The organism is Pseudomonas sp. NFACC42-2, from assembly GCF_900116055.1.
Lineage (GTDB): Bacteria > Pseudomonadota > Gammaproteobacteria > Pseudomonadales > Pseudomonadaceae > Aquipseudomonas > Aquipseudomonas marginalis.
The window spans coordinates 598,764-618,942 of sequence record NZ_FOZO01000003.1; the positions used below are offsets into that span (position 1 = coordinate 598,764).

At 61.1% G+C, this 20,179-nt stretch carries 25 protein-coding genes, 1 tRNA gene and 1 pseudogene; 13 read left to right on the forward strand and 14 right to left on the reverse strand.

Annotated elements, in window-relative coordinates:
• Positions 1-11 precede the first annotated feature (11 nt).
• Positions 12-1,028 (reverse strand): DUF4917 family protein, encoded by a 1,017-nt coding sequence (locus BM416_RS10080; protein ID WP_092487815.1) that lies wholly within the window; start codon positions 1,026-1,028, stop codon positions 12-14.
• A 125-nt stretch (positions 1,029-1,153) separates the two neighbouring features.
• Here BM416_RS10080 and yiaY point away from each other — a divergent pair, with 125 nt between their 5' ends.
• From yiaY to BM416_RS10110, 6 genes are all read left to right on the forward strand, one after another.
• Positions 1,154-2,302: an L-threonine dehydrogenase gene (yiaY, locus tag BM416_RS10085; RefSeq protein WP_092487818.1), complete on the forward strand. Its 1,149-nt coding sequence runs from the start codon at positions 1,154-1,156 to the stop codon at positions 2,300-2,302.
• 108 nt (positions 2,303-2,410) lie between these two features.
• Positions 2,411-3,085, forward strand: coding sequence for an NAD(P)H-binding protein (locus tag BM416_RS10090; RefSeq protein WP_065938855.1), 675 nt, complete (start codon positions 2,411-2,413; stop codon positions 3,083-3,085).
• Positions 3,085-4,014, forward strand: a complete 930-nt coding sequence (locus BM416_RS10095) for a LysR family transcriptional regulator (protein ID WP_027604364.1) — start codon at positions 3,085-3,087, stop codon at positions 4,012-4,014. Before BM416_RS10090 ends, BM416_RS10095 begins: the two co-directional genes overlap by 1 nt.
• A gap of 68 nt (positions 4,015-4,082) precedes the next feature.
• The gene (locus BM416_RS10100) at positions 4,083-5,276 is read left to right on the forward strand and encodes a CaiB/BaiF CoA transferase family protein (RefSeq protein WP_027604363.1); all 1,194 of its coding nucleotides are present in this window, start codon (positions 4,083-4,085) and stop codon (positions 5,274-5,276) included.
• The gene (locus BM416_RS10105; RefSeq protein WP_092487821.1) at positions 5,273-6,214 is read left to right on the forward strand and encodes a hydroxymethylglutaryl-CoA lyase; all 942 of its coding nucleotides are present in this window, start codon (positions 5,273-5,275) and stop codon (positions 6,212-6,214) included. Before BM416_RS10100 ends, BM416_RS10105 begins: the two co-directional genes overlap by 4 nt.
• A gap of 59 nt (positions 6,215-6,273) precedes the next feature.
• Positions 6,274-7,605, forward strand: a complete 1,332-nt coding sequence (locus BM416_RS10110; protein WP_092487824.1) for an MFS transporter — start codon at positions 6,274-6,276, stop codon at positions 7,603-7,605.
• Here BM416_RS10110 and BM416_RS10115 read toward each other — a convergent pair whose 3' ends face one another.
• Positions 7,606-8,094: a DMT family transporter gene (locus BM416_RS10115; protein ID WP_092487827.1), complete on the reverse strand. Its 489-nt coding sequence runs from the start codon at positions 8,092-8,094 to the stop codon at positions 7,606-7,608.
• Positions 8,095-8,171: 77 nt separating this feature from the next.
• On the opposite strand from BM416_RS10115, the gene BM416_RS10120 reads away from it, so the two are divergent.
• Positions 8,172-9,080, forward strand: coding sequence for a LysR family transcriptional regulator (locus tag BM416_RS10120; protein WP_256577480.1), 909 nt, complete (start codon positions 8,172-8,174; stop codon positions 9,078-9,080).
• 7 nt (positions 9,081-9,087) lie between these two features.
• Here the strand turns inward: BM416_RS10120 and BM416_RS10125 are convergent, their stop codons facing one another.
• Complete coding sequence (locus tag BM416_RS10125; protein WP_092487830.1) at positions 9,088-9,372, reverse strand: type II toxin-antitoxin system RelE/ParE family toxin; 285 nt, start codon at positions 9,370-9,372, stop codon at positions 9,088-9,090.
• Positions 9,362-9,601 carry a CopG family ribbon-helix-helix protein gene (locus BM416_RS10130; RefSeq protein WP_065928241.1) on the reverse strand — a complete coding sequence of 80 codons (240 nt, stop codon included), beginning with the start codon at positions 9,599-9,601 and terminating at the stop codon, positions 9,362-9,364. Before BM416_RS10130 ends, BM416_RS10125 begins: the two co-directional genes overlap by 11 nt.
• Before the next feature lie 100 nt (positions 9,602-9,701).
• Between BM416_RS10130 and fos the strand changes: the two genes are divergently transcribed.
• From fos to BM416_RS10145, 3 genes are all read left to right on the forward strand, one after another.
• Positions 9,702-10,112: a fosfomycin resistance glutathione transferase gene (fos, locus tag BM416_RS10135; protein ID WP_092487833.1), complete on the forward strand. Its 411-nt coding sequence runs from the start codon at positions 9,702-9,704 to the stop codon at positions 10,110-10,112.
• A gap of 54 nt (positions 10,113-10,166) precedes the next feature.
• The gene (locus tag BM416_RS10140) at positions 10,167-10,808 is read left to right on the forward strand and encodes a LysE family translocator (RefSeq protein WP_027604357.1); all 642 of its coding nucleotides are present in this window, start codon (positions 10,167-10,169) and stop codon (positions 10,806-10,808) included.
• A gap of 118 nt (positions 10,809-10,926) precedes the next feature.
• Positions 10,927-11,454, forward strand: a complete 528-nt coding sequence (locus tag BM416_RS10145; RefSeq protein WP_027604356.1) for a DUF4142 domain-containing protein — start codon at positions 10,927-10,929, stop codon at positions 11,452-11,454.
• A gap of 54 nt (positions 11,455-11,508) precedes the next feature.
• Here BM416_RS10145 and BM416_RS10150 read toward each other — a convergent pair whose 3' ends face one another.
• Positions 11,509-11,934 carry a low affinity iron permease family protein gene (locus BM416_RS10150; protein WP_053136892.1) on the reverse strand — a complete coding sequence of 142 codons (426 nt, stop codon included), beginning with the start codon at positions 11,932-11,934 and terminating at the stop codon, positions 11,509-11,511.
• A gap of 177 nt (positions 11,935-12,111) precedes the next feature.
• Here BM416_RS10150 and BM416_RS10155 point away from each other — a divergent pair, with 177 nt between their 5' ends.
• Complete coding sequence (locus BM416_RS10155; RefSeq protein ID WP_092487836.1) at positions 12,112-12,894, forward strand: GNAT family N-acetyltransferase; 783 nt, start codon at positions 12,112-12,114, stop codon at positions 12,892-12,894.
• Here BM416_RS10155 and BM416_RS10160 read toward each other — a convergent pair whose 3' ends face one another.
• The 5 genes from BM416_RS10160 to BM416_RS10180 all read right to left on the reverse strand — a co-directional run bounded on the left by BM416_RS10160 (position 12,895) and on the right by BM416_RS10180 (position 15,595).
• Positions 12,895-13,395, reverse strand: a complete 501-nt coding sequence (locus tag BM416_RS10160) for a methylated-DNA--[protein]-cysteine S-methyltransferase (RefSeq protein ID WP_092487839.1) — start codon at positions 13,393-13,395, stop codon at positions 12,895-12,897.
• Between the two features lie 93 nt (positions 13,396-13,488).
• Positions 13,489-13,830, reverse strand: coding sequence for a hypothetical protein (locus tag BM416_RS10165; protein ID WP_092487842.1), 342 nt, complete (start codon positions 13,828-13,830; stop codon positions 13,489-13,491).
• Between the two features lie 88 nt (positions 13,831-13,918).
• Positions 13,919-14,329 carry a type II toxin-antitoxin system HicB family antitoxin gene (locus BM416_RS10170; RefSeq protein ID WP_053136883.1) on the reverse strand — a complete coding sequence of 137 codons (411 nt, stop codon included), beginning with the start codon at positions 14,327-14,329 and terminating at the stop codon, positions 13,919-13,921.
• A gap of 22 nt (positions 14,330-14,351) precedes the next feature.
• Complete coding sequence (locus tag BM416_RS10175) at positions 14,352-14,534, reverse strand: type II toxin-antitoxin system HicA family toxin (protein WP_003189411.1); 183 nt, start codon at positions 14,532-14,534, stop codon at positions 14,352-14,354.
• A 164-nt stretch (positions 14,535-14,698) separates the two neighbouring features.
• A complete protein-coding gene (locus BM416_RS10180; protein WP_092487845.1) occupies positions 14,699-15,595 on the reverse strand; it encodes a LysR family transcriptional regulator in 897 nt (298 codons plus the stop codon).
• Positions 15,596-15,690: 95 nt separating this feature from the next.
• Between BM416_RS10180 and BM416_RS10185 the strand changes: the two genes are divergently transcribed.
• Both BM416_RS10185 and BM416_RS10190 read left to right on the forward strand, forming a co-directional pair.
• Positions 15,691-16,854 carry an MFS transporter gene (locus tag BM416_RS10185; RefSeq protein WP_092487848.1) on the forward strand — a complete coding sequence of 388 codons (1,164 nt, stop codon included), beginning with the start codon at positions 15,691-15,693 and terminating at the stop codon, positions 16,852-16,854.
• Entirely contained in the window at positions 16,851-18,041 is a 1,191-nt protein-coding gene (locus tag BM416_RS10190; RefSeq protein ID WP_092487851.1) for an MFS transporter, read from the forward strand. Before BM416_RS10185 ends, BM416_RS10190 begins: the two co-directional genes overlap by 4 nt.
• A gap of 118 nt (positions 18,042-18,159) precedes the next feature.
• On the opposite strand, the pseudogene BM416_RS31120 reads toward BM416_RS10190, so the two are convergent.
• The 4 genes and pseudogenes from BM416_RS31120 to BM416_RS10205 all read right to left on the reverse strand — a co-directional run.
• Positions 18,160-18,294, reverse strand: a pseudogene (locus tag BM416_RS31120) (hypothetical protein); the annotation flags it as partial.
• A 24-nt stretch (positions 18,295-18,318) separates the two neighbouring features.
• Positions 18,319-18,624 (reverse strand): DUF6482 family protein, encoded by a 306-nt coding sequence (locus tag BM416_RS10195; protein ID WP_027604346.1) that lies wholly within the window; start codon positions 18,622-18,624, stop codon positions 18,319-18,321.
• 259 nt (positions 18,625-18,883) lie between these two features.
• A tRNA-Gly gene (locus tag BM416_RS10200) sits at positions 18,884-18,957 on the reverse strand.
• Positions 18,958-19,067: 110 nt separating this feature from the next.
• On the reverse strand, positions 19,068-19,952 hold the full coding sequence (locus BM416_RS10205; protein WP_092487854.1) for an alpha/beta fold hydrolase: 885 nt from the start codon (positions 19,950-19,952) through the stop codon (positions 19,068-19,070).
• Positions 19,953-20,179: the final 227 nt, after the last annotated feature.

A 20,179-nucleotide genomic window follows, 5' to 3' on the forward strand; every position in this document is an offset into this window, starting at 1 on the left:
CCACCGGTGGCTCAACGTTCGACAGGTACCGACAGTGCCGGATCACCCAACGGATGCGCGCGCGCGGCAAAAAACTTCAACTGCACGCCAGAGCCATCAAACAACTGCGAATACCGCCGCTTCTGCTGGCGAATAAACCCGTCGCTGCGGCCCGATACCGAGATCGCCAGGGTCGCGGGCCGGGACTGGCGAATTGCATCCACCAGGTGTTGGTCCTGCGTTCCCAGGTCATGGCCAAAGATGCACAGCGCGCCCTCATGGCTCAGTAACTGTTCATAGCAGAACGACAGGTAATCCGAGCTGCGGATGGTCTTGAGCTTCTCTTGCACCGTGCCTTCGTTGATAAACAGCGGCACATCGTCCAGGGTCTTGATCGTGTTGTTGATCGCAAAGCTGCTGAGCAAGGTGCTGTCGGTGCTCGGCAATTTGCGTGCGGTGCCGTCAAGGTTGCGCACCAGGTGCAGGCCGCCGTGCAGGTAGAGGATGCGCGTGGTATCGGTGTGGGTGTTGCGCAGGTCGAAGCTCGAGTCGGCGCTGCGGAACAGGTCGTCGATGCCCGGCGTGTGCAGGATCGCCCAATAGTTGAGCAGGTCGTAATTGGTGGTGAATACGCTGGCGTAGTTCGCCAGTTCGCGGTTGATCGTCGCCAGCGTCGACGGCTGCACCAGGCGCCACGGAATGTGCACGGCGTGGATGGTATTGATCAGCGCTTCCTTGATCGCGTAGTAGCGATTACGCGGTGCCGCCGAGCTGACCGCCAGGGCCTTGTTGACTCGGCTGGTGGTTTTCAATGCCCCCAGGGTCTGCTCGAAGCTGCGGGTCTGCAGGGCGTCGAACACACTGAGCTCGGATGGGCCCAGGGGTTTTTCTTCGACGGTGCGTGCGTTTTCGAACAGCGAGTCGTAGGCAAAGTCTTCCCAAATCGTGCGGCTCGCGCCATTGCCGATCAGAATCCCACTGAAGGCGGTGCTGCTGCGCAGGGCGCTCCAATCTTCAAGGTGGGCGTCAATATCCTGGAAATCCTTCATTGCTGTGGGTCTACTCGAAATCGGCTGGATGGCGACTTTATCACGAGCCGGCGTTGATCCTGGTCAAGATGCCGCAGGCAAGTGAGGTTGATGCTGTAGGCATACACGTCATCCGAGGATTCGCCATGAGCAGCACCTTCTTCATTCCCGCCGTCAACATCATGGGCACCGACTGCCTCGACGAAGCCATGAATGCCATTCGCAACTACGGTTTTCGCAAAGCGCTGATCGTCACCGATGCGGGCCTGGCCAAGGCGGGCGTGGCCAGCATGATCGCCGAGAAGTTGGCGATGCAGGACATCGATTCGGTGATCTACGACGGCGCCAAGCCCAACCCCAATGTGGAAAACGTCGAGAAAGGCCTGGCGTTGCTGCAGCAGAGCGCCTGCGATTTCGTGGTGTCCCTGGGCGGCGGTTCGCCCCATGACTGTGCCAAGGGCATCGCCCTGTGCGCCACCAACGGCGGGCATATCAGCGACTACGAAGGCGTCGATCAATCCAGCAAGCCGCAGATGCCCCTGGTGGCGATCAACACCACCGCCGGCACCGCCAGCGAGATGACCCGTTTCTGCATCATCACCGACGAAACCCGCCACGTAAAAATGGCCATCGTCGACCGCAACGTCACGCCGCTGCTGTCGGTCAACGACCCGAGCCTGATGGCCGGCATGCCCAAGGGCCTCACCGCCGCCACCGGCATGGACGCCCTGACCCACGCCATCGAAGCCTACGTGTCCACGGCGGCCACTCCGATCACTGACGCCTGCGCGATCAAGGCCATCGAACTGATCAGCGCCAACCTGCGCCTGGCCGTACGCGACGGCAGCGACAAAGCCGCGCGGGAAAACATGGCCTATGCCCAGTTCCTCGCAGGCATGGCGTTCAACAATGCGTCCCTGGGTTTCGTGCATGCCATGGCCCACCAACTCGGCGGTCTCTACGACCTGCCTCACGGCGTGTGCAACGCGGTGCTGCTGCCCCATGTGCAAAGCTTCAACGCCAGCGTCAGTGCCAAGCGCTTGAGCGATGTCGGCCGCGCGCTGGGCGCGGACACCCAGGGTATTACTGTGGAAGAGGGCGCTCAGGCGGCCATCGCGGCTATTCGAGCGTTGTCCCAGGACGTTGAAATCCCCGCCGGCCTGCGCGAACTGGGGGCCAAGTTGCAGGACATTCCGCTGCTGGCTACCAATGCATTGAAGGACGCGTGCGGGCTGACCAACCCACGGCGCGCCGATCAGCGTCAGATTGAGGAGATCTTTCGCAGCGCGTTCTGACGGCGCAGCCTCAAGCGGCAAGCGTTAAGCTACAAGCTGTTAAGGTGCGAGTCTCGCACTGCATTCAACTTGAGCATGAAGCTTGCGGCTTGCCGCTGAGGTCCCCTTATGAGAGTTCTGTTATTCGGTGCCACCGGCATGGTCGGCCAGGGCGTCCTGCGCGAGTGCCTGCTGGCCGCTGACGTACAGGAAGTCGTCGCCGTCGGCCGCACGCCCCTGACCCGGGAACACGGCAAGTTGCATCAGGTGTTGCACAGCGACATGCTGGATTTCCAACCCCTGGAAAACCTGCTGCAAGGGTTTGACGCGTGTTTCTTCTGCCTCGGCGTCTCCTCGGCGGGCCTGAATGAAACCAAGTACACCCACCTCACTTATGACCTGACCCTCGTCGCCGCCAGCACCCTGGCGCGGCTTAATCCGCAGATGACGTTCATCTACGTGTCCGGCGCCGGTACCGACAGCTCCGAGGCGGGCAAGTCGATGTGGGCGCGGGTCAAGGGCAAGACCGAGAATGCCTTGCTGCGCCTGCCGTTCAAGGCGGTGTACCTGTTCCGGCCAGGGATCATTCAGCCGCTGCACGGTGTGCGTTCGAAGACGCCGTTGTATCAAGCCTTCTATTCCGTGCTCGGGCCCGTGCTGTCGTTGGTGCGTCGGGTCAAGCCGGGCTGGGTGGTGAGCACGGAGACTGTCGGCCGGGCGATGCTCGCGGCGGTGCGCCATGGCGCGCCGCAACCGGTGGTGGAACAGGCCGAGATCAATCGCCTGGCATCCGAGCGCGCCTGATGTTGCACAAGAGCCTGGTGCGTCGCCTTGACTTGATCACCCTGCAGCTGTTCGTCGCGGTGTTCGAAGAGGGCACCCTGACCCGCGCCGCCGCCCGCGAAGCCATCGCCGTGTCGGCAGCCAGCAAGCGTTTGATGGAGCTGGAGCAGGTGCTGGGGGTGAGCCTGTTCGTGCGACGGGCCAAGGGCATGGACCTCACCGCCGCCGGCGAAACCCTGCTGCACCATGCCCGGCAGATGCTGTTCAACGTGGAAAAAATGGGCCTGGAGCTTGGCGAGCATAGCCACGGCGTGCGCGGTTACGTGCGGATGCTGGCCAATCTCTCGGCGATTATTCAGTTTCTTCCGGAAGACTTGCGGGATTTTTCCAGGCTGCATCCCGAAGTGAAAACCGACCTCGAAGAACGCCCCAGCAACGGCGTGGTGCAAGGTGTGCTGGATGGGGTGGCGGACCTGGGGATCTGCTCCAGTGATACCGACACCAAGGGCCTGCCCAGCGTGACCTATCGCCACGACAAACTGGTGGTGTTGATGCCGGCGGATCACCCCTTGGCGCCGCGCGAAAGCCTGGCCTTCGCCGAGACCCTGGACAGTGACTACGTGGGCCTGCACGCCGCCAGCTCGATCAACATGCGCACCCACGCCGCCGCGCGCGAGGCCGGCAAGACACTGCGCCTGCGTATTCATGTGCCGGGCTTTGATGCGATGTGCCGGATGGTCCAGGCGAACATGGGCATCGGCATCCTGCCGCTGAAGGCCTATGAATTGTTTGGCCGTGCCCTGGGCCTGCATGCCGTGCCACTGACCGATGCCTGGTCGGACCGCAGTTTGATCCTGGTGGTGCGCGATGAGGCGCAGTTGTCGCCAGTGAGCCGGCTGCTGTTCGATTACCTGAGCGTTCGCATTCAGCGAACGCTCCTTGCCAACTGACGGTTGGATTTTTCCTGTCCCTGTCCTCTAGCCTTGGCTGCACATTCCAAGAATAAGAGGTACACCCCATGACGGCTCCCTTGAGCGGTATCAAGGTGATTGAGATCGGCACGCTGATTGCCGCACCGTTCGCCGCCCGGCTGATGGCCGAGTTCGGCGCCGAGGTGATCAAGATCGAAGCCCTGGGGCAGGGTGATCCACTTCGTAAATGGCGAAAGCTGCATGAAGGCACCTCGCTGTGGTGGTACCTGCAATCGCGCAACAAGAAATCCCTGGCCCTGGACCTCAAGTCCGCTGAAGGCCTGGACCTGATCAAGCAGCTGCTCGGCGACGCCGATGTGCTGATCGAAAACCTGCGCCCCGGTGGCCTGGAAAAACTCGGCCTGGGCTGGGACGTACTGCACGCGCTCAACCCCAAGCTGACCCTGGTGCGTATCTCCGGCTACGGCCAGACCGGCCCGTACCGCGACCGCCCTGGTTTCGGTGCCATCGGCGAAGCCATGGGCGGGATTCGCTACACCACCGGCAACCCCGACTCGCCCCCGGCGCGGGTCGGCGTCAGCCTAGGCGACTCCCTGGCGTCGTTGCATGGCGTGATCGGCGCGCTGATGGCGTTGCTGCGGGTCAAGACGGGCCAGGGCGACGGGCAGGTTGTCGATGTGTCCCTGGCGGAAAGCGTGTTCAACCTGATGGAAAGCCTGGTGCCCGAATACGACATGCTCGGCCACGTGCGTGAGCGCAGCGGCGGTGCCTTGCCCGGTATCGCACCTTCGAATACCTACCTGACCGCCGACGGTGCCTATGTGGTGATCGCCGGTAACAGCGACCCGATCTACAAGCGCCTGATGACCACCATCGGCCGTGCCGACCTGGCCGAAGCCGCCGAATTCGCCCACAACGATGGCCGTGCGGCGAAAAGCGCTTTGCTCGATGCCGCCATCACCCACTGGACCAGCAGCCTGCCTATCGAGCAGGTGCTCAGCGCCCTGGAAGCCGCCGAAGTGCCGGCCGGGCGCATCTACTCCGTGGCCGATATCGTCAGCGACCCGCACTACCAGGCGCGCGACATGTTGCTCAATGCCGAGCTGCCGGGCGGTGTGTCGGTGAAGATGCCCGGCATCGTGCCCAAGCTCTCGGAAACCCCCGGCGCCGTGAACTGGCAGGGCCCGAGCCTGGGCCAGCACACCGATGACATCCTCGGCAGCCTGGGCCTTACGGTTGCCGACATCCAACGCCTGAAAACCTCGGGAGTGGTGCAATGATCACTGACTATTCCGACCCGCTGATCGTGCAGGAAGTGTCCCCGCGCGATGGCCTGCAAATCGAACCGACCTGGGTCGAGACCGCTGACAAGATCGCCCTGATCGACCAGCTTTCCCTGGCCGGTTTTTCGCGGATCGAAGCCGGTTCCTTCGTGTCGCCCAAGGCCATCCCTGCATTGCGCGATGGCGAACACGTGTTCCAGGGCATTGCGCGCAAAGCCGGGGTGATCTACGTTGCGCTGATCCCTAACCTCAAGGGCGCCCAGCGCGCCGTCGAGTCGCGCGCCGATGAACTGAACCTGGTGATGTCGGCCAGCCAGACCCACAACCTGGCGAATATGCGCATGCGGTGCGAGGCGTCGTTGGCGGCATTCGGCGAGATCGTCAGCTTTGCCGCCGGGCACCCGGTACGCCTCAACGGCAGCATCGCCACCACCTTTGGCTGCCCGTTCGAAGGCAGGATCAATGAAGATCGCGTGCTGCAACTGGTCGAGGCCTATCTGCAACTCGGCATCCAGGGCATCAGCCTTGCCGACACCACCGGCATGGCCAACCCGCGCCAGGTGGAACGCCTGGTCAAGCGCGTGTTGCAACACGTGCCGGCCAGCGACCTGACCCTGCATTTCCATAACACCCGCGGCCTGGGCCTGTGCAATGTGCTGGCCGCCTACGAAGCCGGGGCACGGCGTTTTGACGCGGCGTTGGGTGGCCTGGGTGGGTGCCCGTTTGCGCCGGGGGCGTCGGGCAATATCTGCACCGAAGACCTGGTCAACCTGTGTGAAGAGGTGGGCATTCACACCGGAGTCGACCTGCCGCACCTGCTGAACCTGTCCCGCCGCTTGCCGGTCTTGCTGGGCCATGAATTGCCTGGCCAGGTGGCCAAGGCCGGGCGCAATTGCGACCTGCATCCGCCGCCGGACTACATCGCCGCCTTGTAACGCCATACCAGACAACAAAAACAATCGGACGCCTGTGAGCAGTCCGCTGGAGAGAAACCATGAGCACTAATACGTTGGAGGCCGGCGCGCGCCCGGCCGCTGAAATCGATGCCGAAAAAGCCCTGGTCAGCAAGGTCGCCTGGCGCCTGATGCCGCTGATCATGGTGTGCTACCTGTTCGCGTTTTTTGACCGCATCAACATCAGCTTTGCCAAGTTCCAGCTGCAGGCCGACCTCAGCCTGAGCGACACCGCCTACGGCCTGGGCGCCGGGTTGTTCGTGGTGGGGTATGTGATCTTTGAAGTGCCGAGCAACATGATGCTGTACAAGGTCGGCGCGCGGCGCTGGATTGCGCGGATCATGATGTCGTGGGGCCTGGCCACGGCGGCCATGGTGTTTGTCACCGCCGAATGGCAGTTTTATGGCCTGCGTTTCATCATCGGTGCGATGGAGGCGGGCTTCGCGCCCGGTGTGCTGTATTACCTGACGTTGTGGTTCCCGCAGCACTTCCGCGGGCGCATTACCTCGATGCTGTTCCTGGCGTCCGCCTTTGCCGGCCTGGTAGGTGCGCCGTTCTCCGGCCTGGTGCTGGAACACCTCGACGGCGTGCTGCAGATGCGCGGCTGGCACTGGCTGTTCCTGCTCGGCGGCTTGCCCTGCATCGGCTTGGGCTTGCTGGTGCTGACCCTGCTCAAGGACCGTATCGAAGATGCGCACTGGCTGACGCCGGCGGAGAAGACCCTGCTGTCGAGCCGCATTGCCCGGCATGAGCCGAACACACATGGCGGCTCACTGTTGTCGGCGATCCGCATTCCCGGCTTCCTGATGCTCGGGCTTATCTACTTCCTGATCCAGGTGGCGTCTTACGGCCTCAACTTCTGGGCGCCGCAGCTGATCCGCAGCGCCGGCACCCAAAGCCCGGTGATGATCGGCCTGCTCACCGCGATTCCCTATGTGTGCGGCGCGATCAGCATGGTGGTGATCGGGCGGCTGTCGGACGCGACCGGCGAGCGCCGCAAGTTTGTCTGCGGCTTGGTGGTGCTGGGCGCGGTGGGCTTCTTCAGTGCGGGGATCTTTGCCGACCACACCACCTTCCTGATCATCGCCCTGGGCATGTTGGGCGCCGGCATCATCGCGTCGATCCCGACCTTCTGGACCCTGCCACCCAAGTTGCTGGCCGGTGCCGGCGCAGGCGCGGCGGGCGGGATTGCGGTGATCAATACCCTCGGGCAGTTCGGTGGAATTGTCAGCCCGGTGATGGTGGGGCGGATCAAGGACCTTACCGGCAGCACCACCCCGGCACTCTATGTGATCGGCGTGTGCGCGCTGTTGGCGGCGGCGCTGCTGCTGTGGGGCCTGCCGCAAAAGCTGCGCACCCTCGACAAGGCCTGATCAGCCGGCGGTTGTCAGCGCGTGGGCCGGTGTGGCGCTGAACTGAATCAACGCCACGCCGCCCATCAACAACAACGCGCCAAGGATTCGGGGCGTTGTCAGTGGGCGCTCCGCCAGGCCAAACAGGCCGAAGTGATCCAGCAGCAGCGACGCGAGAATCTGCCCGGCCATGGCCAGGGCGATAAACCCCGACGCGCCCAGCTTGGGCAGCAGCGTCAACGCCAGCGCGATAAAGCACACGCCAAACGCGCCCCCGGCCCACATCCACAGCGGCGCCTTGGTGATAAATGCGAGGCCGGGCAGCGGCAGGCGCAGCGCCACGATCACCGGCAGCAGCACGAGGATGCTCACCAGCAGCGACGCCAGGGTGGCCCACAGCGGGTGCCCAAGGCCGCGTCCGAGGCTGGCGTTGATCGCACTTTGAAATGGCACCACCGCCCCGGCGATCACCGCCAATAACACAAAACCGGCCCAATGCAACGTCGTCATGGCGAATCTCCCAGAGGTTTTGCTGGACTCTAGGCTATTCGTCGCGCAAATTTAAATTCCAAGCTTTTATACAGAGCATGCAGCTGATGAATGATCTGCGTCGCATCGACCTTAACCTGTTGGTGGTCCTTGACGCCTTGCTCAGTGAGCAACACGTCACCCGCGCCGCCGAGCGTTTGCACCTCAGCCAGCCGGCAGTGAGCCACGCGCTGGCGCGCTTGCGCGATTTATTGGGTGACCCGTTGCTGGTGCGCCAGGGCGGCACGTTAGTGCCCACGGCCCGCGCCCTGGAGTTGGCGGCGCCATTGGCCGAAGCCCTGGCCCAGGTGCAGGCGCTGCTGGCGCCGAATCGCTTCGACCCGGCATCGGCCAAGCGCCGGTTTCGCGTGGCGATGTCGGACTACAGTGCGGCGATTTTCCTACCGGGTCTGGTCCGCGTCCTGCGACGTGAAGCGCCCGCTATCGACCTGCAAATCATCCAGGCCAGCCGCGAAGGCATGGTGGAGGGCGTGCTCAATGGTGATATTGACCTGGCTGCCGGCGTCTTCCCCGACATGCCCGCCGAGCTGCGCACTGCGCCGTTGTTCGAAGAGCATTACACCTGCCTGTTGGACCGCAACAGCCTGCCGCAGGGCGGTGTGCTCGACCTGCCCACCTACCTGTCGCGCCCCCACGTACTGCTGGAAATGCGCGGCAGCGGCGCGCCGGAAATCGAGCGAGCACTGACCGCGATTCGTGAGCGACGGCATGTGGCAATCAGCCTGCCGCACTGGGGCGTGGCGCCGCAGTTGATCGAGGGCACGGACTTGATTCTCACCGTATCGTCGCGAGGCTTGCTGAATATTGATCACCCGCGTCTGGTCGCCGTGGCGCCGCCGTTTCATATTCCGTCGTTTACCTTTGAACTGGCATGGCATGCGCGACGGGGCGGGGATTCGGGGTTGCAGTGGTTGATTGGGCAGGTGCAGGGAGGGTTACAGGGCTGAATGGTTGCTACCAGGATGTCGGTGGCTGGCGACGTGTATGAAAAATTCGCATCACTTGTAATCGTCCATCTCGAATACGGTAGGGAACGATGTAAGGCCATCGAGGCACTACCCACTCCCGAGTTCCTGGCACTCGACCTTCCTTTCCCATTGCAGGAAATTCGGCGACATGTCCTAGTCCAACCATGATGGCCTGGACGAACTCATGGGCGGCTTTGGGGTTTTGCTGCGCAATGTACGTGGCTTCATCATCAAGGTTCTTGAGGGCTGTCCTCAGCCACTCAACCTGCATTGGTGCGCCATTTATCGGCGACGGCTTTTACCTCCGCAGCCGTTGCGAACTCGCCTGCGTCTGCTTCTTTCAATGCTTTTTGAATTTCTTCGATTTGCCACGCTTCGCGCGTCAAGTATTCGCGTAATGCATCGACTGCGAGAAAGGATTTGCTGCGCCCGGTCGCCTTGGCGAGACTGGCAAGCGTGGCGGCGATGTCTTCGGGTATGCGTAGGGACATAACAGACATGGGGAGCCTCGATGTAGTGATGTGTAGTGCAACATACTACATTGTCACCTCTTCACGATTTACCCCCGTTCGTCAGGGGGATCCGATAAGGAAAATGCTCATGCTCTCAGGCCTCAATCACTTGACTCTGTCGGTCACCGATTTGCAACGCAGCGTCGGGTTTTACCATGAGTTGCTGCAACTCAAGCTCGACGCCACCTGGGACTCCGGCGCCTATTTGTCATTGCCGGGCCTATGGCTATGCCTGTCGCTTGATCCGCTGCGCGAGTCGAAGCCAGGGGCCGATTACACCCACTATGGGTTCACTGTCGCAGCGAGTGAGTTCGCTGCGCTGGTCTCGCGCCTGCGCGCCGCCAAGGTGCAAGCGTGGCGCGACAATCGCAGCGAAGGCGCTTCGTTCTATTTCCTTGATCCCGACGGCCATAAGCTCGAAGCCCATGTGGGCGACCTGGCTTCGCGTCTGTTGGCTTGCCGCGACAATCCCTATGCGGGAATGAGGTTTTACCCATAGCGCAGGAACTTGCAGAATCCGCCCACCTTCCCATGCTTTGTCAGAGTCGCGACCATGACCCCCTCCTTGCTGCTTGCCGTCCTCGCTTCGGGTTTTATCTACGGTATTACGCCTGGCCCCGGGGTACTGGCGGTGTTTGGCATCGGCGCCGCCCGGGGCCGTCGTGCGGGGGCGGGGTTTCTGTGCGGGCACTTGCTCGGCGATGTGCTGTGGTGCAGTACGGCGCTGATCGCGATTGTGGGCGCGCGGGAAGTCGGCAGCAGCGCGTTCGATGTGCTCGGCGTGCTCAGTGGCCTGTACCTGTTCTGGCTTGGCTGGCGCGCGATTCGTACCCAGCGTCGCAGCAGTGAAGCCCCCCAGGGCGCGGCGCGGCATCCGTTCTGGCACGGCATCCTGTTCGGCTTGACCAACCCCAAGGCGTATCCGGTGGCCGTGGCGACATTTACTGCATTGCTGTCCAGCCGCGCCGAATTGCTGACCTGGTCGATGCTGCCGGCGTTGATCTTCCTGAGCTTCGTCGGTGGCCTGTTGGCCTACGCAATCCTGATCGGCGTGGTCGGTGCCCAGCGGGTGCGCACGGTGTATCAGCGCCATGAAATCCTCATCACCAGGCTCTGCGGCGTGATGTTTATCGGCTTCGCCATCAATGCCCTGGCCCATGCGCTGCCAGGCCTGTTCGGCAGCAAACCGGCCTGACTGGGCACGACCGTTCGTCGCGCGGGCAAGTTTTTTCTAAACCTTTGCCGCCCTGAAAATTCGAATTCAGGGCGAGGTGTCTTTCCCCGCACCTATTTTTGCCCTGGAGGAACCCATCATGAGCCGCATGGCTATCCGGTTACGCACCGCCAGTTTCGCGATGCTGCTGGGCCTCGGCGCCAGCAATGCTTTCGCCCAGTCGCCTGCTGAATTCATCGAGCAGGCTTCGGCCAAAGGCATGGCCGATATCGAAACCAGTCGCATGGCCCACGCCAAGACCTCGTCCCAGGAAATCAAGGACTACACCATCGAGGTGATCAACGAGCGCACCCTGGCCAACCAGCATTTGGCGGCGATCGCCAAGAAGCTCGACCTGCCCGTGGCCCCACGGGAGAAGATCGTCGACAAGGCCGAAACCCTGATGCCCGAACTCAAGGACGGCGACTCCTTCGACGCGGCCTACACCGCGCAGCAAGTGAAGGAAAACGAAGACGCCATTGCCCTGTTCAAGCGCGAAGGGGCGGCCTCGGATGTGCCGGAAATCAAGGCACTGGTGGATGAGACGCTGCCCAAGCTGGAAGAGCGCCTGCAAAAGGCCCGAGCCCTGGCGTCGACCTACGGTAAGGGCCATCAAGGCGATGGTTGAGCCCTTCGCTTGATATGAAAAACGGCGGTTGGATCCTATCCAACCGCCGTTTTTTTACGCCTGGTTCAGGTCGGTTTTGTTCGGGGCCGCGTCATCGGCCGCGTGGCCGCAACTGCTGTTCAGGCTTACGGTGCCGGTGTTGCCGATGCTGCGGTATTCCTGGCGCAGTTTTTCCAGTTCCTTGCGGTCCAGGCCATCCAGGCTCAGCACGGCGTTCTGCGCATCCTTGGAGACGCGCAGCAGCTCGTCAATCTTGATGTGCAGGATGTCGTTATCGCGGTTTTGCGTGTTCTGGATCAGGAACACCATCAGGAAGGTGATGATGGTGGTCGAGGTGTTGATGATCAACTGCCAGGTGTCGTTGTAGTGGAAGTACGGGCCGCTCAAGCTCCACAGGCAAATCAACGCGACCGCCGCATAGAACGTCCGGGCACTGCCTGCCCAACGGGACAAGGATTGTGAGACTGCGGAGAATTTCATGACCGTTTTCCTTAAGGTGAGTGATGAAAATACTGACCGCAGGCACGCTCTGAAATTTCTTTTTACATCTTGGGATATGAACAACGTTGTGCGTTTTTCTTCCGGACTTTTAGGAGTGGGCTTACGGCACGCCGATGGAGCGAGGGGCAAGACTGGGATTTTATCCGGGAACGCCCTATGCACGTTAACGCCGCCTGTGACCTGACCGCGCTTTATCACCAGACCGAAGATCATTACTTCGCTGCCACTTGCTCGCTGCATCGTCGCTACAACGCCTGTATCAACGCTTATTTTATCGACGGGTATTTCGAGCCTGCGAACCTGTTGTTTATCCGGATAGGCAGCACCCCGATGGGGGACGCCATGGCGGCGCCCATGGAACTGATTCGCTGTATCTTGATGAATACACGCATCGTGATTCATGAGGAAAAGGTCGCGCAGGTAGGTGCGGTGCTGATGGGGATCGGCTTTCAGGCAGCCGAAAAGACCACGGCGATGGCCCTCGACCTGTCACGCCTTGTTTCATCGGAGCGTGACAGCACTGTACAGGTCAGCTTGACTCGAAACCTGGACGGCTGGGCGGCTCCCCTTGGCAGTGCGTTTTTGCTCCCGCCTGAATGGGTTACGCGTTATCAGGCACGGCACCAGCGGGCGCTTGACGTGGGTCAAGCGCTTTACCACTTCACCTTGTCCACTGAGGGGCAGGTGAGGTCTTCGTTGACGCTGTCCATGTGCAATGGAGAGGCCCGGCTTAACGATGTCGGCACGATCACGGAGTTCCGCGCCAAGGGGTATGCCACGCAACTGATTCAAACCGCGCTGCTTCATGCTTCGAGCCTGGGGGCCCGGCGCTGTTTTCTTGAAGCAACGACGCAGGGTGTTTCGGTGTACCGCAAGTTGGGTTTCGAAGATTTATTCGACTACCAGTCTTTTGTCCGTGGCCCGGTCGCAGGCCAGTGATCAGAAGGTCATTTTCCCTTGACCACGGTCCTCAAGCGTCAACAGATACTGCTTGGCTTCGAGTCCTCCGGCAAACCCGGTCAAGGTGCCCGAGGCACCAATCACTCGATGGCACGGCGCAATGATCGAGATGGGATTGCGCCCATTGGCAGCGCCCACGGCTCGTACGGCTTTCGGGTTGCCAATTTGTCGGGCGATCTGGCTGTAGCTGCGGGTTTCGCCAAAAGGAATAGTCAGCAGTGCCTGCCAGACCTGTTTCTGAAAGTCGGTACCGGTGAAATCCAGTTCCAGGTCGAATGTGTGGCGAGTCCCCGCGAAGTACTCCTTCAACTGGCGCTCGGTTTCCAACAGCACCGGGCTGTCGTTGGCTTCGTGCAATTGACCCAGGCGCACACGGTTGGCGCGCTCGACTTCCCACAGGATGGCACTGAGCTTGCCATCGCGCGCCACCAGGGTGAGTTCCCCGACAGGGGAGGGCATGAGCTTGTATTCGTAGGGCATGAGCGGGCTCCTCGAAGGGCGGTTGTTAAACGCTACAGGCCTACGGTAATGCCATCCGCCGGACTGAACACTACGTTTCTTGCGGTGGAATTCTCACTGACCCTGGACATTCCAGTAAACCCAGTTGGAATAGTACGGGTACCAGTAGAACCAGGAAATCCTGTAGAGCCCCATGATGACTGAGGCCTCCCCGATGGCGACCAGGGAAATCAGATTGAACAGCGTGACGATTGCCGCGAATACGGTGACGCCTCGGCTGGCATGGCGCCTGGCAAACACTACGCCGTAGACGGATGCGGCGATGGATCCGAGCGCCAGCCCCAGCCCCAAGGGATACGGAAGCCGCACCAGCGCGACCAGCAGTGGTAACACCAGCACCCAGCCGAGTACTTGGCGCAGTACAGGTGTGGATGTGGGGTGTTTGGGTTCAGTCATGTCAATAACCCTTGGGTGGCAAGCTCAATGAAGCGACATCATCACGCTATGGATCCGGTGCCGCATTCAGACTTTGCTCCCGTTGCAGCTACCGATCCTGTTGCAGCACCTTGAGCGCCGCCGACGCGAGGAAGCCGGAGCGGCTTTTTTCTTCCGGGTGGTGCAGTACATATTCATCGATGCGGTTGAGCAGGTAGCCCGGCAATGTGATGTTGAGTTTTTGCGCCTTGCCCAGGTACTTGGTGACATCGATGTCTACAACCGCCCAAGTGCAGCCGGCGTACTGAGGGTTGGCGGCATGCACGGTGACCTTCTGGGCGCTCGGGATCGGCGCGCCGTCTTCCGCGAGGATTTCGAAGTGCCCTTCGATGGCTTCGCGCGCCATGGCCATGGCGTCGTCCAGGTCATCACCGGCAGAGTAACAACCGGGAATATCCGGGACTTCCACACCCCAGGCGTGGTCTTGGTCGCCGGTTGAAATTGCGATGGGGTACAGCATGTTCGTTGTCCTCCAGGGACGATTAACTCAACAGAGCTTGTTTCAAAATGCTCTTGGCGGTCTTGTCCAACAGGTCTTTCTTTGGATGGGGGATCGTCACCAAGCCAGGCTTCGTCGGGTGCTTGAAGTGGTGATGACTGCCTCTGATGCGCACCAGGTACCAGCCGTCTGCGACGATGTGACCTATCAAGTATCGGCTATCCACAGCACCTCCTTGTGGTGTGTGTTGGTGGTGACTATAACCACTGAAAATAAATTATCAACACTCTACCTACCAGTCTTCGATGACTGGTATTTCGGCAGGTGGTGAATGCAGTGTAAAAGCCAGTGGGATCGGCGCTGTGGGGAGGTATTGCGAGGTTTTTCGGGTCATTGCCGGATGTGTAATGCCTCTTCGATAACGGCAAGAAACGCGTCAATCAACACACTGTGTCTTTCGGTCGGTGTCAGCACCAACAATCGCGCACACGCATCTGCCTCCACCAAAGGCCGATAAGTCACGCCCTTGTTCATCAAACTCCGGGTACAGGCCGGCACCAGCGCCACCCCTTGCCCGGCGGCCACCAGTGCAATGATCGATGTGATCTGCCGTCCGGTCGGTCCGGCCTGCAGGGGCACACCATGGTGGCGGTAAAGCTGCTCGATGGACTGGTTCAGCCCCGAGCCGTAATCGGCTGGAAACAAAATCAAAGGATAGGCACTGAGCTGCGCCAGGCTGATGTCGGCCTGGCTGGCCAACGGGCTGTCACTCGACACCGCTGCCACCAAGGGTTCCTCGCCCAACGACAGCGCTTGCACCGCGTCGTTTTGCGGTAACAGCCGGCTCAAGCCAATATCCAGCCGTCCATCGGCCACTTGCGCGCCGAGACTGCCGGAGGCGCATTCCACCAGGGTCAGTTGCACATCGGGAAAGCGTTGGGCGAAGGCCTGGATCGATTGGCTGAACAGGTCCGACAGGGCGATGGAACTCACATAGCCCAGAGCCAGTTGCCCAGCCGTGCCCGCAGCCAATTTACTCGCGATCACCTGTGCCAATTCAACCTGGTCCAACACACCACGGGCGTAGGGCAGGAACGCACGGCCCTGGGCGGTGAGCGTCACTGTGCGGCTGGTGCGATCGAACAGCTTGAAACCCAACTCTGCCTCCAGCGCTGAAATATGCCGGGTCAAAGGCGGCTGGGCGAGGTGCAGGCGCAGGGCCGCGCGACCGAAGTGCAATTCTTCGGCGACGGTCAGAAAGTAACGCAGCTTGCGTAGGTCGAGCATCCTGATCCTTGGGTATCAATCGGTCGGAATTCGGTATTGGTTTAAGACCCGCCGGCCATTCTATAAAGACCTTTCAAAATAAAACGAGAGGTTTCATGAAACCGCGCCTGCATTGTGCCCGCCTTGCCCTGTTCCTGTGTGGCTGCGCGGCGTTTCTCAACCTCTATGCGACCCAAAGCATCCTCCAGACGTTCGCTGCGCACTTTCATATCAGTGCCAAGGAGGCGGGGTGGAGCATCACCGTCACCACCCTGGCGGTGGCGATCACCGCCCCGTTCGTCAGTCGCCTGACCGGGCGCTTCGAGCAACGCAGTGTGATTGTCGTGGCGGCTTTACTGCTGGCAGTGCCGGCGTTGATGACCGCCTATGCCGACAGTTTTGCCGAAGTGCTGGTATGGCGTTTTGTCGAGGGCATGCTGATCCCGGTACTGTTCGCCACCAGCGTGGCTTACATCGGCGACCGCTGGCGCGGCGGCACGGTCACGGAGGTGACGAGTCTCTACGTCGCGGGCACCGTGTTGGGCGGGTTCGCCGGGCGCTTCGTCACCGGAGTCATGACCGAGTATGTGGGCTGGCGCGAGGCCTTTGAAGTGCTCGCGGTGCTGAGCTTGATGGTCGGCGGATTCATCCAGTTTCTGTTGCCGGCCAACCGCCCGCGGACCGTGCAGGTTAAAGCCTCCTCGTCAGGTGTATTTCGCAGGCCGCTGTTGGCCGCATACGCCGTAGGTTTCTGCGTGTTGTTTTCGCAAGTCGCGGCGTTTACCTACGCAGGTTTGTACTTGGGCCTGCCGCCGTTCAACCTCGGGCCTGCGGCGTTGGGGACGCTCTATATGGTGTTCCTGTTGGCGTTGATCGTGATCCCCATCGCTGGACGCCTCAGCAAAGCCCGGCCCCATGCCCAACTGCTGGGTGTCGCCGCCGTGCTGGGCGTCAGTGGTTCGGCGTTGACCCTGATGCCCTCCCTCTGGTGCATCGTAGTCGGCCTGGCGTTCAGTTCCACCGGTGTGTTCCTCGCCCAAGCGGCCGCCAATGGGTTTATCACGGCCACCGCGGGCGATAACAAGACGGGTGCTGTCGGGGTGTATCTCACCTGTTATTACCTGGGCGGCAGTGGCGGCGCCATTGTCCCGGCGCTGATCTGGGAACGCTGGGGCTGGGCCGGTTGCGTGGTGCTGATCATCGGTTTCCAACTGCTGACCTTGTTGATCGCCTTGACCGGCTGGAAGCCCCTTAAACCTGAGCTGATTCCTGCACCATGAACGACACCGTCGCTGTGCCTTCGCCCGAATCATCGACGCGCCGGCGCGCCTTGTGCGCCGGTTGCAGCGCCCATGCCGTGCATGATGGGCTCACTGATGTGATCTACGTTTTGCTGCCTGTCTGGCAGGCTCAGTTCGCCTTGTCCTACGCCCAGATCGGCCTGCTGCGGGGTGCCTATTCCGGGATGATGGCCGTGTTCCAATTACTGGCCAGCCGCGCCGCCAGACGCTGGGGCCGCACACCGATGCTGGTGGGCGGCACGGCGCTGGCGGGTGTTGCCTACCTGCTGGTGGGCCAAGCGACAGGGCTGGCTATGTTGCTGGTGGCGCTGCTGCTCGGCGGCCTGGGCGCCAGCACCCAACACCCACTGGCCTCGTCGATGATCACCGACGCCTACGAGGACGGCGGTGGGATCAAGCAGGCGCTGTCCCAGTACAACTTCTCCGGCGATATCGGCAAAACACTGATTCCTGGTCTGGTCGGGCTGCTGCTCACCGTCATCAGTTGGCAGGCGAGTGCCACGTTGCTGGGCCTGCTTGGCCTGACGGCGGCGGGGCTGTTGTGGTGGCTGATTCCTGCACAAGCATCCGAATCCACCGCCACAAAAAAAGCCAAGTTTCTCAGTGGTAGCGGCTCCGCCACGGGCCTGCGCGCGCTGATCCTCACCGGCACCCTCGACAGCGCCGTGCGCATGGGCTTCCTCACCTTCCTACCGTTCCTGCTGCAAGCCAAAGGCGCCGGTACTGCCGGCATCGGTCTTGCGTTGACCCTGCTGTTCATCGGTGGTGCCTTCGGCAAACTGTTCTGCGGCTACCTCGGCGCACGCATCGGCATGATGAAGACCGTATGGATCACGGAAACCAGCACCGCAGTGCTGATCGTCGCAGCGGTGTACCTGCCGCTCAGCGGGTTGATGGTGATGCTGCCGCTGTCGGGCCTGGTGCTTAATGGCACCTCCTCGGTGCTGTACGGCGCCGTGCCCGACCTTGCCGGCGCGGGCAAGCGCGAGCAGGCGTTTGCACTGTTCTACACCGGCACGATTGGCGGTGGCGCGCTGGCGCCGGTGGTGTTTGGTGCAGTGGGGGATGTGCTGGGCGTGCCGGTGGCGGTGATGGTGTTGGCGGGGATGTTGGGTGTGACGTTGCCGTTGGCGTGGGTGGTGCAGAGGAGTGGGGTTGAGGCTTAAAAGGCTCACTCTCGGGTACTTGGAATTTTTTGCTTAATGCCACGGAGTCGAACGGCTGAGGTTCTCGGCTGGACTCAACCATCGCCAGTTCTGCCCGAATTTTCTCACGGGCTTTGGCCGCAAAATCGACAGCCCTTAGGAACTCTGATTTATCACCCTCTGCAATCACCTGAGAAAGGTATTCGTGGATGGCTTCCTCGCTGTCGAGCAGGTCAACAATATCGAAAACGGCTTGCCTTCCCAGGCCGCCCATACCACGGGGGAGGGGAGCCAGGATTTACAGTGTCGCCGCCAGCGAAAACGGAATGCGCAACGCACCGATAGGCCCTTCACGCGTACCGCACATTTCATCGTGAACGCAGTGCTGCACCAGTACGCAAGGAAACGGCGGAACCCGCTGCAACAGGTCGCGTAAATGCGTGGTGGACCCGATGCGCATCGGCTTGCCGTGATCGTCCAGTAACGTTGCCTCGACGTGCTCCAGCCTGACGCGAGCGATATAGAAACCGCCCTCCAGGGACAGCAACTCCAGCTCACGTATTTCGCCTTTCCCGGCCAGCTCGGCCAGCATTTGCATATTCATGATTCACCCTCGCTTAGGGCTCATTGGTGACGAAAAACAACGTGACCTGGCCCCACTCATGGCCTGGCTCTTCGAAGGTGCGGGGCGAAGTGCCGCCGCTCGAAGTATGATACTTGTACAAGAAAAATAATTTGTACAGTTTTGTGCGCGCTTTATTTTTCGAATCTCAAATCCCACCCACAAAAAAACCGGCCACCAAGGACCGGTTTTTTTATGCATCCCCCGCCAAAACCCTGCCGGCGTGGAATCTATGTCTGAGTGGAGCGGGTGAAGGGAATCGAACCCTCGTTATCAGCTTGGGAAGCTGGAGTAATGCCATTATACGACACCCGCTCAGAGCGGCTGACTTTGTACCAGATGTGCGCCGGGATTTGAAGTTTTTCTTCGGAATTTGTGCAGCTTGCCGTGGCGAGCAGGTCCGCTCGCCACGGCAAGCCTTCATTTCAGATGGCGAATGCATGCTGCGTCTGGCCCTGGTGATAACGCAATCGGCTGGCCTGCCGTTCCGGTTTCAAAAAGCCCACCACCGCGTCCCGGCTGTCCCGGCAGGCGGCCTTGTGCTCCATATCCAGGAAGTGCCCCGTCGCCTGGATGGTGCTGAAGCTGCTCTTCGTCACGTACTGCCCGAACTGCCTGGCGTCTTCGGCGCTGGTGTATTCGTCCCATTCGCCGTTCAAAAACAGCACCGGCACATCGATCTGCCGCGCGGCCTTGAGGTAGCACAGGCGGTCGTTGTGCAGTACCTGGCTGATGTGAAAATGCATCTGCCCGTATTCGTGCTCGGCCAGGCTGCTCACATGCTTGTAGTTGAAACGCTTGAACAGCGACGGCAGGTGTTTGCCGATGGTGCTGTTGATCAAGTGCCCGACGCGGTCGCGGTCGAGGTTGCCGAGGTAGTCGACGCCACGCTCCAGGTAGTCGCGCATTGGCGCGTTGATCACCGGCGAGAACGAGCTGATCACCGCCTTTTCCACATGCCGTGGCCGCTGGGCGAGGGCCACCAGGGTGGCGGCGCCGCCCCAGGAGAAGGACAGCACGTGCTCGGCGGCGAAGTGGTCGATAAGCTCCAGGAGGATCTGGCCTTCAACTTCCTTCGTCAGCATTTGCTCATGACGGTTATGGATTTTGGAGCGACCGGCGTAGGGCTGGTCGTACAAAACCACATTGAATTGCGGGTACAGGCTTTTCACGGTTTGGGCGAAGGAGGCCGTGGTGGCCAGCGAGCCGTTGACCAGGATGATGGTCTTTTCAGCAGCATCCGCGCGGTAGAACTCCGTGTAAACCCGATACTGACCCTGTATATCCAACACAGCGATTTCTGGCCTCATGTCGTAAGACTCCTGGCAAGCGGGTAGGGCGCGCAGATCACTCTGCACGAGCTTTATGACAGGTAGGCATACGCCTGGAAGATGAGAGCCCATGTCGGTCCGATGACGGCTGGCCGACGGCTGTTGTTAGGGCGGGCTGTTTGCCTGGGAGGCCCGTAGATCAAGCGCGGGCGGGGCAAGGTGTTTCTTGGAGGTTATAGGCGACTCGTCAGTCATATTTTGGCTGA